Genomic DNA, 13,463 nt, shown 5'->3' with positions numbered 1-13,463 from the left:
GCGAAATTGCCGTGTTTTGATAGGGTGGGATGCAAATAAAAAAGGCCGCATTATGCGGCCAAGTTGAAGCGCTTAAAACTGGTAGCGAACCCCCGCCGTAAAATTGCGACCGCTAATTGGTGCTTCGTTTTTAAAGAAGCTTTGATGTAAGCGACCACTTTCGTTGGTCAAGTTGCGCCCTTGTAAAAATAAACGCAGGTCTTTGATGTTTGCAGGATAGTAGGCTAAATCAAAGCCCAGCGTAGCAAAGCCATCGGTGGTGTCTTCCGCTTCTGCGGTTTGGGTTTGTTTAAAGTGATAACGATAATCGACACTCAACTTAAAGTCACTCCAGCGGGTATCGGCGCCTAGGCCAATACGCGGCGGGGTCATACGCGGCAGGTTGCCGCCGTCACGAAGTTCACCACGCAAGTAATCACCGCTGGCGCGAAGCGTTAGGGGTAGCTGAGTGGCTAGATCGACCGCACCGTTGAGTTCGACACCATAAAAAATCGCGTCATCTTGAGCGTTATAGACCAGTAGTTCTCCATCGGCTTTATCGTTACCATTACCATCCACACGGCGATTATCCGTGTCGTTTTGGTAATAAATAAAGTTATCCACCAGATTCACAAACGCGGTTGCTTCATAACGCAGGCTACCCTGTTGGCGCAATAAGCTGATTTCGGTATTTAAATAGGTTTCTTTGGTTAAATCCGGATTACCCACCTCAAACAGGCCGGCCGCACCATGGCGACCAAAGGCATAAAGCTGTTCCGGGCCGGGCGCGGCTTCAGAGCGGCTAATGCCGGCACGCAGTTTATGGTCACTATCCAGGTCAAATAACGCACCCAATGCGATTCCAGTGTTTAAATAAGATTTTGTGCCGGGATTAGGGTCAAAGTTAACGGTACCAATTGAGGCATTATCAAAGGTAACGCTATCGCCGGCTACAGTTGAATTACCTTGACGTTTTGGGTTGAAGTGATCGTAACCCAATCTAAACCCTAGCTCGAATTGTCCCCAGGATGTCGGTCTTTCTTGCATACTAAAAATGCCGATTGAATTGCGCTCGCTGGGGCGAATAAAAAAGGCATCACCATCGTCTTCAGCTTCGAACTTGGTGTTATTGAAGTCGAGCCCAATCACCCCTGTCCAGTTTGCAATCGGGTCATGGGTCAATTCCAAGCGCAAATCCAATTCTTGTTGTTTAAAAATCGCTTCAAGCTCTCGAGCGCCGACTTCGTATTCCCATTCTTCTTGATAGAAGTCGGTGTAAGCTAAGCTAAAGCGTGCGGTATTAAAACCGGGCAGCGGATCGTACAGCTCACCTTTTAGATCAAAGCGCTTGGATTCCGCTTCAATGCGGTCATAGTCATCCTCGTCGGCTTCTGGAATCCCATACTCGCTATTCCACTGACTAAAGCCTATGCCTAAAAATCCGCGCTCGCCCGCATAAATACCGGTTATGGCTAGATTGCGATTTTCGACATCACTGTTGAGTAGTTCATTGCGCTTGCCCTCGCCATCTGACGTTTGAAAACCGTTAATCGAGAAATTATCGGTTTGGCGATAATCGGCGTCTAAACGAATCGCCATTTCGCCGGATACTGGCAGCTCTAACGCCACACCGCTGCGGCGATCATGACCATTAAGCCCATAGGAGGCTTGCACCGCACCATTGGCGCGGTCGCCGATAATCGGACTAAAACGACCGGATACCACATTCACCACGCCACCGCTGGCGCCTGAGCCATAAAGCAAGGTCGCCGGGCCACGAATCACTTCAACCGAATCGGCACGTAAGGTTGAACTGGCGACCGCATGATCGGCACCTTCACCGGATACATCGCTGACTCGGGCACCGTCTTCTAGAATCGCCACCCGTGAACCTTGTAGGCCTCGAATCACCGGACGACCAACGCCTGGACCAAAATCAGCATTACTAATGCCAGGTAAGCCATCCAAGGCTTCACCAATCGTGCCAGCGCGGCGTTGTTCCATTTGTTCGCCTTCAATGACCGCTACCGGGCGCACCACTTCACTTTCGGTTTGGCTCATAATTGAGCCGGCTTGAATAACCGAAATACGTTCCAATGAGGTTTCGGTATTGGCAAACAGCTGTGGGCTAATCAAAGCAAGGCTGCTGCTTAGGCTAATAAAGCCTAGTGCGCGGGTAAGTCGTGCTGGTTTTAGCATATAAAAACTCCCGTTTTTTAATTTCAAAAATAAATTATTATCTGGGTTTATGTTTGAATATGCTATTTAAAATAAAATATTTAGTCAAGGCTAAATTATTATTTATATAGATTTGTGAGGCGATAAAACAACGGAATGGTAAACAGCGTTAGCAGGGTAGATACGCCAATGCCCCAGACAATAGCGGTCGCAACCGGACTAAACATTAACGAATGCCCACCCATGCCAATCGCTAAGCCCATCAAACCCGCCATAGTGGTGAAGGTGGTGATTAAGATGGGCACCAGTCGACGGCGGGCGGCATAAACAATAGCATGTAGGTTAGACATACCACTGGCACGACGCGAATTAGCGGCCGAAATCAACACAATCGCCGCATTGACCGCAATACCGGATAAGGCAACCACGCCATACAGGGTGTATAAACTTAATGGGTAACCACTCATCCAGAGGCCATAGGCGACACCGGTAAAGGCCATCGGAATAGTAAGCAAAATAATAAACGGTTGAAAATAGCTTCTGAATTGCGCGCCTAAAATCATATACATCAGCCCAACACCCATCACAAACAGCATCAGCATGGCGTTAAGTGATTCATTGATTTCATCGAGTTCGCCGGAAAAATCGAGGTTAATGCCAGGATGATTCGCAGCAATTTCGTTCCAGGCTGCCTGTAATTGCGCATTGGCACTGAGCGTATCAATTTGACTGCGATCGATGTCGGCTTCCAAGGTAATCGCGCGACTAAAGTTATGATGTCTTAAACTGACAAAACCCTGGCGAATTTCAACGGTTACCAGTTCAGCCAGGGCAATCCGCTGACCGCTTGGACTGGTAATTTGGGTCGATAACCAGGCCTGGATATCGTCGGTTTGGGGCAGGCTGCCACGCACGCGTAAATCGACTTGCTCACCTCGGTCATTCAGTTGCGCGACTACTTCACCATCGGTTAGTAAACGTAAACTGCGCACCACGGTCATTGGGTCCAGACCTGCTTGACGAATCGCCGGCATATTGAGTTGGGTCACCAGTTGCGGGCTACCCAGGGTGGCATCGTTTTGAATGTCTGTCACCCCCGGAGTTTGCTCGAGTAGCGCAGTGAGGTCAGCCACGGCAGCGGCAATTTCGGTGTAATCATCGCCTCTGACTTTGACGCTAATCGGTTTAGAGCTGGGTGGGCCGCCGGACAGTTTAAGTACACTCACCTCGGCAGGTGTGGGTGCATTAGCTACTATATAATCGCGCAGCCCATCAATGATGGTGTCGGCACTGCGCTCGCGCTGCGAGGCGGGGTGCAGGCTAATAAACACCTGCCCAAGGTTTTCGCCGATTAGCGGCTCGGTTTCGGTAAACATCTGTCCGGCGTAGCTGACTAGCGCACGGCTTTCGCCGTCCTGTAACCAGGCCTGGGAAAGTCCCTCTATTTCACGTGTCTTAGCCAGGGTTTGATCAATCGGCGTGCCAGTGGGGAGTTCGACATTTAAATAGAAAATATCCAGTGTGTCGGAGGCAAAGAAGTTGGTGGTGATGCGTTCTGAAGACACTAAATAAATAGCTGATGCAAAGGCACTGGTTAACACAAACAGGGTTAGCCAAGGGTGTCGAAAACTTTTCACCAATGCCCGCCCGTACAGGTTGCGCAGTTTCATTAAGCGTCGTTCGCGTCCAGGCGTCAGGTGGTGCTTTTGGTCGGCTTTCAGATGCAGAGCATGACTTTGCGAGGGTAACATCCAAAAGGCTTGAATCAGACTGATAATCAGTGCGATGGTTACCACCAGCGGCACAATGCGCATAAAGTCGCCCAAAATACCGGGCAATAGCATCAAGGGTAAAAAGGCCGCAATAGTGGTCAGTACGGCGGCTACTAGCGGCCAGCCCACCTCTTGCATGGCTTCAATCGCCGCATCCAGGGTGTTGCGACCTCGGTGCATCTGATGGTGCATGGCTTCAACCATCACCACCGCCACATCCACCAACATACCCAGCGCAATAATAACCCCTAACAAGACCGTCAAATTGAGGGTTTCGCCAGTAAGATTAAGCACGATAAAAACCCCGGTCAGCGAAAAAGGAATCGCCATCGCCACCAGTAGCCCAATACGCCAACCTAAAAATAACCAACTGACCAGCAATACCAGCGTTAAACCTTGCAGGGCATTAGTTTGCATCATACTAATGGCATCACGCGTGGATTGAGTTTGGTCATCGGCGAGGGTTAGGATTAAACCTTGCGCGGCATATTGGTGGTTGTAATCCGTGATAAAGTCGGTAAGACGTTCAACCAGTTCCAGGGTATTGGCTGTGCCGGATTTCATAACGGCGAGAATAACGGCCGGTTGGTCATTCATCGACACCATTTGAGTAGCGTCCTGGCGGGCACGCAAAATCTCTGCCACATCCTCTAGCAGCACATCACCTTGGGTGGTCGGGAGTGGCAGTTGTGCTAGGGCTTCTGGGTCGGCGCTTTGGCCTACATGACGAATTAACCACTGCTCTTGGCCAACGCGCAGCTTGCCTGCGGCTTGATCTTGCCACTGAGCGGCAATCATATCCGCGACTAAGGGTGGGCTGACCCCCAGTTGCGCCAGGCGATTAAAATCGAGGCGGACTTGTAATTCGGGGTCTTCGAGCCCAATAGTATCAATGCGATCGACACCCCGCAGGCGTTCTAATTCGCGTTTGAGTTGAAAGCCTTGTGCGCGAAGGGTTTCATCAAACGCTTGCCCTTTCAGTACCAGCGTAGCCGAGGGATAGGCGTTAGCGCTGGTAATTTCCATCACCATGGGCTCGACAATATCTGCAGGTAATTCTGGGCGTTTGTTTTGAATTTCGCGGCGTAAATCGTTAATGCGCTTGTCAAAGGTGCGATCATCTAAATCGCGAAAACGCACTAGGATATTAGATAGCCCGACTCGCGAGGTGCTGGAGACAAAGTTGACATCGTTGAGTTTTCGCAAAGCATCTTCAAGCGGTTGGGTGACGCGGGTTTCGATATCTTCGGCGCTAGCGCCCGGTAAAGCGGTCACAATAATAATCCAGTTGAAATTAATCGTAGGATCTTTTTGGCGCGGCATATCCAGATAGGACATGACGCCTAAAGCCAATATGAGCGCAAATACCAGATTGGCTAACACGGCATTGCTGATAAATCGCTTAATCATTGGGCGTGCGCTCGGCTTAGGCGTTGCTGGCCTTGGGTAACGATCAGCAGGTCATCAGCCCAATCGTCGGGCAGCGGGTGTGGGCGTCCTTCTTGGACATGAGCTAGGACCAGAAACCGCAGTTGATCTTGCTGGACTGCAAATACGCCCATTTCACCGTCTCGTTGCACAATCACTTGGGTGGGTAAAAATCGTTTGGGGTGGGTTAATGTCAGCTGCCCACTCAGCCCAATCGGTAGGTTTGTGTCGGCCTTAAACCAGACCGCTACACTGCGACTGTTCGGTTCAAGGTTGGGCGCTTGGCGTAGCAGGTTCACAGGTTGATCTGCAATGCCGAGTGCTTGAAACACCGCCTTTAGATGGCTGGGTTCTGCGATGTCACTCACGGAACGTAACCAACTGACCGGGAGTTGGCTGCGGATTTCGGCATCTTGGGTTTGCACCAGATTGAGCAGGGGTGTGCCGACACTGACCCATTGACCTTCACCAACTTGGTGGTTAACAATCGCACCATCAAAGGGTGCTTTAATCCGACAACGATCGATTTGACGTGCATTAATGGCTTGCTCAACCGATAGAATTCCTTGCTGGGCTTCGAGTTGATCGATCTGCGTGTTTAATTCATCCAACTGACTCAGCGTGGCTAAATCGCGGTTTTGCAAGGTTTTTAGCCGGGATAACGAGAGTTTGGCAAGGTCAAGTAACGCCTGATTTTGGCGTTGTTGAGCGATTAAACTCTCAGCGTGGAGTTGTTGGTCTTGGCAATCTAATTCGATCAATAGCTGATTTTGCAAAACCACAGCACCGGGGCGGGTGTGAATTCGCAAGATGCGAGCATTTAGCTCACTAGCCAGTTGTGATTCGTTGGGACTAATTACCTCGGCCGCAAAGGATTGTGACCGTGTAATGGTCACTTCAGATACGGGCTGGGTTTCTATAAAGCTGCGCCAATCATCATCGGCATGAGCGCTATTAGCCACACTACCTAAGACCAGCGCCCCGAAAAGACTGATTAATAAAAGCCTAGTCATTATCAACCCGTGCATGCAAGACTCCTGGATTCGATCAAATTAGGACTCAGCGTAATTCGATTTGATTGTAGCGTAATCATCACAGACCTGTTGCATCGCCTCATGGTCGTATTCACGTAAGCCGCTCAATAGCATGACTTTGTTCCCATAGCCTAGCAAGTTATTGCCATCTAATATAGAAAATTTTAGGGTCACTTGGGCGCGTTTTGCTTGTGAATCAATAGTATAACCGGCATATTCCAGACGCATGTTTGCGGTGGGTGTTTGTTCAAAATGGACAGCCATGCTTTCATACATCACCATGGGGCGAGCTGGGTTAATCATAATGTTATGCTCAGCCATAATTGGAACCAACAAATTAGGAAAACTTTCGCCCGAAAAGGCAACATAAGCTTCAATAAAGGGCGCGATAATCTGTGGGTCTTGGCTCAGCGTATTTTGGTGTGTCAAACTCAAAAAGGTTTTGGCATCACTATCTTGAATCAAGTAGCTGTGGTCTTGATCAGGTACAAAGTTGAGTTCACGGTTATCACTTAACATGCCAACAAATTTGACCGAGATGTATTTTGCTAAGCCCAGTTGCGCAAGGCTAATCGAAAACAACAGATCGCCAGGGACACAAAAACGTTTTGAATCGGGGTTATGCAAGGGATTAAAGTCACCCGCTACGCGCTTGGCAAAACGACTCGCTTGTTCTGGCTGAACAACAAATGACGGTAATTGGGTTGCGTTTGAGCGAGTTTGGTAGAAATCATCTAGAAACATGGCATAATCCGATTAAAAAGTTTAATGATACTGTAACCTAGCTAGGGAAGCTAGATTTCTGCGTAATCGCAACTATCACCCCTCAAAATAAAGGACATCGAATGACTCAGCAACGGAAAGCCCCATCAGTCCAGCCTATTGAAGCTATCAACACAAAGACGACTAGCGCCCTGGGGCGACGCGCGCTGTTAACGGGTGCGGTGGCGGTCACTGCGCTCGGACTATCCGGTTGCCAAAGCGAGGCGGATGGCGTCGTTATTGATCGTGAGCGGGTGTTTCATTGGAAAATGGTCACAGCATGGCCCAAAAATTTTCCAGGCCTCGGCACAGGCGCGAATGAGCTGGCCCAGCTGATTGAGCAAATGTCGGGTGGCAGGATCAAAATAACTGTCTTTGGTGCGGGTGAATTGGTCGGGCCATTTGAAGTTTTTGATGCGGTATCGCAAGGGCAAGCCGATTTAGGCCATGCCACCGCCTACTATTGGAAAGGAAAACTGCCTAGTGCCGACTTCTTCACCGTCGTACCTATGGGCTTAACGGCAGAAGAAATGAACAGTTGGTTATACTACGGTGGTGGTATGGCCTTATGGGAAGAGGCCTATAAGCCGTTTGGATTGATTCCGAATGCGGCGGGCAATACCGGCACTCAAATGGGCGGCTGGTTTAATCGAGAAATTACTAGCATCGCCGATTTGCGTGGTTTAAAAATTCGGATGCCAGGCCTGGGTGCCGAGGTTTATGAGAAAGTCGGCGCTGTCACGGTAAATCTGCCGGGCAACGAGCTTTTTCAAGGGATGCAAACCGGGCTGATTGACGCGGTTGAGTTTGTGGGACCCTATAACGATTTAGCGTTTGGTTTTCATCGTGTTGCCAAATATTACTATACGCCGGGCTGGCAAGAACCGGGTTCTGCGTTAGAGTGTATGATTAATGAAAAGGCTTTTGCAGAGCTGACACCTGATTTACAAGTGATTGTACGCAGCGCCATGAAGGTAGCGAATTTAAATATGCTCGCAGAATACACCGCACGCAATCAGCAGGCGCTTAATACCTTAGTTAATCAGCATGGCGTCCAGTTGCGTCACTTCCCGCAGGATGTGCTCCTTGCCTTGAAGAAAACGAGTGCTGAAGTGGTGGAAGCCGCCGCAGCGCGCGATCCGTTAGCACAAAAAGTCTGGGCATCACAAAAAGCGTTTCGGGATCAAGTGGCACCCTGGACGGAGCAGTCTTTAAAAGCCTTTTTAGATTTACGTTACCTGTAACGAGTGCCACATTAGGAGAGTTATATGAAAGTCGCCGTTTTTAGTACCAAGCCTTACGATAAAACCGCCTTGGGTCATTATGATAATGACGAGGTCGATCTTAATTTTCTGGAAGTCCCCTTAAATGAAGCCACTGTGCATTATGCGCAAGGTTTTCAAGCGGTCAGCGCTTTCGTAAATGATGATTTGAGTGAGCCAGTATTAACCAAGCTCGCGGCACATGGCGTCGGCTTAGTCACTTTGCGCTGTGCGGGTTTTAATAATGTTGATTTAGCAGTCGCAAAACAACTGGGTATTAAAATCACCCGCGTGCCGGCCTATTCTCCCTATGCGGTTGCCGAACATACCATCGGAATGATGCTCGCGTTGAGCCGGAAACTTTACAAAGCCTATAACCGCGTGCGCGAGGGCAATTTTTCGCTAAATGGACTGTTGGGGTTTGATTTTTATGGCAAAACCGTCGGCATTATTGGTGCCGGTAAAATTGGCTTGTTGGTCGCTAAACGTCTGCAAGCCTTTGGCTGTCGTGTGTTGATTTATGATCCCTATTTATGCGAATCATGTGCCGAGGAAGGTTTTGAGCAGGTCGAGCTTGACGTGCTTTACGCCGAATCACACATTATTTCGATGCATTGTCCGCTGACCGAGGAAACAACGCGCATGATCAATGCCGCTGCGATGGCTAAAATGCGCCAAGGGGTGATGATTATTAATACTGGCCGTGGTGCGCTGATTGATACTAAAGCCTTGATTAAAGGCCTAAAATCACGCCATATTGGCTACGTTGGTTTAGATGTTTATGAAGAAGAGGGACCGTTGTTTTTTGAAGACCATTCCGATGACATCATTCAAGACGATCATTTTGAACGCTTATTGACCTTCCCGAACGTGTTGGTGACCGGGCACCAGGCCTATTTCACCCATGAAGCGCTAGAGCATATTGCAGAAACGACCATTGAAAATCTGATGGCTTTCAAGTATCAGCGTCCTTTAACCAACGAAGTGCCCTTTAAGCCCGCCTAGAAAAAAGCCCCCGAATCCAAATGGAGACGGGGGCTTTTTTATTTGGCCTAGCTTATCACTAAGTAGGCCTGCTTAGGATAACTTAGGACGATTAAACCGAACCCATGCTACGCTTAGTGCGTGGAGCGCCAGCTGGCTTGCGGCTCAACTTTGGACGCGCACCCGGTGTCGCAGCGGTGTCACGAACTTCCGTTAAATCGGCAGGTTGGCCACAAATCCAGGTTTTCTTCAGTGTCGCTAATTGCGCTTTCGATAAATCAGCTGGCAAATCAACTAGGCTAAAGCCATCCTGAATATTCAACTGACGAATCGATGCGCCATCAATATTCGCTTCATTGGCAATCGCGCCAATAATATTGCCTGGCTTAACGCCATTGGCAAAACCAACATTAATGCGGTAACGCTTCATGCCAGACTCAGGTGGGCCGTCTACGCGTGGGCGACGTGGTGCGCGTTCTGTACGATCACCGCGCTCGCCACGGCCACGGGCTGGACGATCACGTCCAAAGTCGCGCGCCCCACGTGAGCCCCGATCGTCATCACGGAAGCTGGCTTGACGAATTGGCTTATCTTCTAAGAAGAAAGGTGCATCACCCTGAGCCAGTTTTGCTAAGGCGGCGGCAATTTCTAATGCTGGAACATTCGATGATTGCTGGAGGTCTTCAATCATTTGTTGATAGAATTCCAAACCTTCTTGCTCGAGGGCATCGGTAATGCGCGCCTTAAACTTTTCAACGCGTTGATCGTTGATATCTTGGGTGCTTGGTAGCGTTAACATATCAATTTTTTTGTTAGTCGCACGCTCAATTTGTTGTAACAAACGGCGTTCACGTGGTGCAACAAACAAAATCGCATTACCAGAGCGGCCAGCACGACCGGTACGACCGATACGGTGAACATAGCTTTCGGTATCATATGGAATGTCATAGTTCACCACGTGGGTAATACGCTCAACGTCAAGACCACGTGCGACCACGTCGGTTGCAATCAAAATATCAATTTTGCCTTTTTTAAGCTGGTCAACAATACGCTCACGGTGATTCTGCGCAATGTCACCATTTAAGGCGGCGGCGGCATAACCACGAGCTTCGAGTTTTTCAGCCAATTCAATGGTAGCGGTTTTAGTGCGCACAAAAATAATCATGCCATCAAACTCGGTGGCTTCTAAGATCCGGGTTAGCGCATCTAATTTGTGTAAACCACTGACCAACCAATAAGACTGGCTAATCGTTGAGGCGGTGCCGGTTTTTTGTTTGATAATCACTTCAACCGGATTGTTTAAATGCTTGCTGGCAATCTTATGAACTTCTTTTGGCATGGTCGCTGAGAACAAGGCAATTTGACGATCTTGTGGCGTTTGCTCTAGTACCCATTCAACATCATCAATAAAACCCATGCGTAGCATTTCATCGGCTTCGTCTAAGACTAAGGCTTGCAGATTATCAAGCTTAAGTGTGCCTTTGCGCATGTGATCCATTACGCGACCTGGCGTGCCGACAACCACTTGTGCGCCACGTTTAAGTGCGCGAATTTGACCGCCATACTCTTGACCACCGTAAATCGGCAGTACATGAAAACCTTTCATATGATGGGCAAAGCTTTGGAAAGCCTCAGCCACCTGAATCGCCAGTTCACGGGTTGGCGCTAAAACTAAAATTTGGGTGTTGGTGTTTTGAATATCAACACGTGATAGCAAAGGTAGCGCAAAAGCAGCGGTTTTACCGGTACCGGTTTGCGCCATACCTAAAATATCACGGCCTTCTAAAATAGGGGGAATCGCTTGTGCTTGAATCGGTGACGGGGTTTCATAGCCCACATCTTGTAAGGCTTTCAATACTTGTGGGATCAGGTTAAAGCTTTCGAATGTTACATCTTGGATAGTTTCGCTCATAGGGTTTTCCTTTTAGTGCTAATGAAAAAACGCTTATGGCTCAGATCAACGGAAAAACGGCGGTCTGGACAAGTCCTATGGCGATGGTGCGCACACCTAAACACTATGATGTGATGACATCGATGCTGGACTGATGCAGTAAGAAAGTAGAAATGACGCTATCAAAGGTCATTAAAAAGTTCCCGAGCTCCGTATGGCTCTCGGTCTAGCGAAATCAATCTGTGAGCTAGCACAGAGATAATAAGTCGTCACTAATGAGAGAGCAAAGCAATAAAGCTCGGCTAGAATAACAGAATCAGGGCAAGTTGCAACAAGTATATTGATTTTATTAATGGTGTTATTGGAAGATTTAGCGCATAAATGTCTTGAAACCTAGGGTTAAAAAAATAGAATGAAAGTTCATTCTATTAGTGACTAATTAGATTTTATGGTCTTTTCAAAAACGTTTTTTAAGCATCAGCAAGGTTCGCCGCTACAAACCAAAGTGCTTAATAGTGCGCTGAGGTTGTTTGTTGAACAGGGGTTTCACAAAACCTCTATTCCTGATTTAGTAGCCGACTCCGGTGTCAGCATTGGCAGTATATATAAACATTTTGGTGATAAAGAGGGTGTGGCGAAGATTTTAATGGTGCGGTTATTTGATGAATTGACCCAGCAACAGGAAGCGATTATTGCCCAATATGCTCTATCGCGTGACCAATATCGTGCCCTAGTGGAGTGGATGTTTGGCTTTGCGTTAGAGTTTCCGGATGTGATGGCATTTTTACTCTATGCCAGGCATCAGGATTTTTTGCCAGATACCCGTTCGGCCTGCTCTGCCAAGCCCTTTATGGTGTTGCGCGATGTGGTGGCTCGGGGCATTGCGCAAAATGAGATAAAGCAACAGGATGCGTTAATTATGGCGGCCGTGGCATTCGGTCCGGTATTGCGCATTTTGCAGCTTTATTTAGATGGTGTGTTACCTAAGCCCTTGGCTGACTATCGCGATGAACTGATTCAAACAAGTTGGCAGGCGATTGCACTCTAGACGATTCAAAACAAAAACTAGATAAAAACGACATTAAAGGAAGATAATCATGATGAAACGACGCGACTTTTTACTCGCTGGCCTTGGTGGTGCCGCCGCACTGACGAGTGGTAAAGCCTTAGCGCAAGATCCGCTAGCGCGAGCTTTACAGCACTATATGCAAGAGCTAGAGCGTGCCGAGCGCCAAGCCGGTTATTTAGGGCCACGCATTCAAATTCCGCAGGCTCGTAGAGTTACGGATGGTGTTTATACCGTGGTGGGCAGCATGATTTGGCATAACCCGACCAACTACGGCTTGAATAACAATTTAAGTTTCATGATTTTTGAAGATGGTGTTTTTGTCTTTAATGGCAGTGCTAACCCGGCGTTATCACAAGCACTGCATCGCCAAATCCAGCAGATAACCGATAAGCCGGTTAAATGGGTGGCGGTGGAAAACCACCAAGGTCACGCGCATTTAGGGTCCAGTTATTGGTATGACATGGGCGTGCGTAATTTCTACTCAAACCGTCAAGCTCATGCCGATTTTCATGCTAGCTGGGATATTATTAAAGACCGCTGGTCACGCGCAGTGGGCTATCAGTTAACTGCCCCAGCCTATGACATTTCTGATGAGTTTACTGTGTTTGATGACCGCATGGATATCGATGTGGGCGGCGGTGAAGTAGTACAGATGCACTACTTTGGTAAGGGTCATACGCCCGGTTCGACCTCCTTGTACATTCCATCACGCAATGTGATTTTCCCAGGCGACAACGCCTATGAAAGCAGGATGTTGGCTTTGTTCAGTTACACCGACACTCAAGAATGGGTGAAAACCTTTGAACGCTTTATGGACTTTACCCCTGAAGGGACGATTATTGTGCCAGGCCATGGTGTGCCGACCGATATGGCGACCGTTAAGCGTGATACCTATGACTATCTACAATGGATGCACCGTGAAATTCAGGCGATTATTGATCGGGGTGGCGATCTGCGTGATGCCGAGAACCTCGATCAGTCACAGTTTAGTCATCGTGAAGTCTATGCACAAACCTTTGCGGGTAACGCGCGGCACATTTATCGTGAACTCAAAGGGCTAGACTTAGGTGATTCCACCGATTAGTTAGCCTATTGTTGTTTAGA

At 48.5% G+C, this 13,463-nt stretch carries 9 protein-coding genes; 4 read left to right on the top strand and 5 right to left on the bottom strand.

The window, feature by feature from the left end; all coding sequences use genetic code 11:
- Positions 1–72 precede the first annotated feature (72 nt).
- From THICY_RS07430 to THICY_RS07415, 4 genes are all read right to left on the bottom strand, one after another.
- A complete protein-coding gene (locus THICY_RS07430; protein WP_013835997.1) occupies positions 73–2,178 on the bottom strand; it encodes a TonB-dependent receptor in 2,106 nt (701 codons plus the stop codon).
- Positions 2,179–2,276: 98 nt separating this feature from the next.
- Entirely contained in the window at positions 2,277–5,339 is a 3,063-nt protein-coding gene (locus THICY_RS07425) for an efflux RND transporter permease subunit (RefSeq protein WP_013835996.1), read from the bottom strand.
- Positions 5,336–6,385 (bottom strand): efflux RND transporter periplasmic adaptor subunit, encoded by a 1,050-nt coding sequence (locus THICY_RS07420; RefSeq protein ID WP_013835995.1) that lies wholly within the window; start codon positions 6,383–6,385, stop codon positions 5,336–5,338. The genes THICY_RS07425 and THICY_RS07420 overlap by 4 nt, the downstream gene beginning before the upstream one ends.
- Positions 6,386–6,409: 24 nt before the next feature.
- Positions 6,410–7,135: a DUF3581 family protein gene (locus THICY_RS07415; protein ID WP_013835994.1), complete on the bottom strand. Its 726-nt coding sequence runs from the start codon at positions 7,133–7,135 to the stop codon at positions 6,410–6,412.
- 101 nt (positions 7,136–7,236) lie between these two features.
- Here THICY_RS07415 and THICY_RS07410 point away from each other — a divergent pair, with 101 nt between their 5' ends.
- Together THICY_RS07410 and THICY_RS07405 are read left to right on the top strand one after the other, a co-directional pair.
- Entirely contained in the window at positions 7,237–8,397 is a 1,161-nt protein-coding gene (locus THICY_RS07410) for a TRAP transporter substrate-binding protein (protein ID WP_013835993.1), read from the top strand.
- Between the two features lie 24 nt (positions 8,398–8,421).
- Positions 8,422–9,420: a 2-hydroxyacid dehydrogenase gene (locus THICY_RS07405; protein WP_013835992.1), complete on the top strand. Its 999-nt coding sequence runs from the start codon at positions 8,422–8,424 to the stop codon at positions 9,418–9,420.
- A 91-nt stretch (positions 9,421–9,511) separates the two neighbouring features.
- Here the strand turns inward: THICY_RS07405 and THICY_RS07400 are convergent, their stop codons facing one another.
- Positions 9,512–11,311, bottom strand: coding sequence for a DEAD/DEAH box helicase (locus THICY_RS07400; RefSeq protein WP_013835991.1), 1,800 nt, complete (start codon positions 11,309–11,311; stop codon positions 9,512–9,514).
- 427 nt (positions 11,312–11,738) lie between these two features.
- Here THICY_RS07400 and THICY_RS07395 point away from each other — a divergent pair, with 427 nt between their 5' ends.
- Both THICY_RS07395 and THICY_RS07390 read left to right on the top strand, forming a co-directional pair.
- Positions 11,739–12,338, top strand: coding sequence for a TetR/AcrR family transcriptional regulator (locus THICY_RS07395; RefSeq protein ID WP_013835990.1), 600 nt, complete (start codon positions 11,739–11,741; stop codon positions 12,336–12,338).
- Positions 12,339–12,387: 49 nt separating this feature from the next.
- The gene (locus THICY_RS07390; RefSeq protein ID WP_013835989.1) at positions 12,388–13,443 is read left to right on the top strand and encodes an MBL fold metallo-hydrolase; all 1,056 of its coding nucleotides are present in this window, start codon (positions 12,388–12,390) and stop codon (positions 13,441–13,443) included.
- The last annotated feature ends 20 nt before the right edge of the window (positions 13,444–13,463 follow it).

The organism is Thiomicrospira cyclica ALM1 (genome assembly GCF_000214825.1).
GTDB lineage: Bacteria > Pseudomonadota > Gammaproteobacteria > Thiomicrospirales > Thiomicrospiraceae > Thiomicrospira > Thiomicrospira cyclica.
Note: the sequence above shows the minus strand (reverse complement) of the source record. Positions and strands in the feature narration are given on the sequence as shown.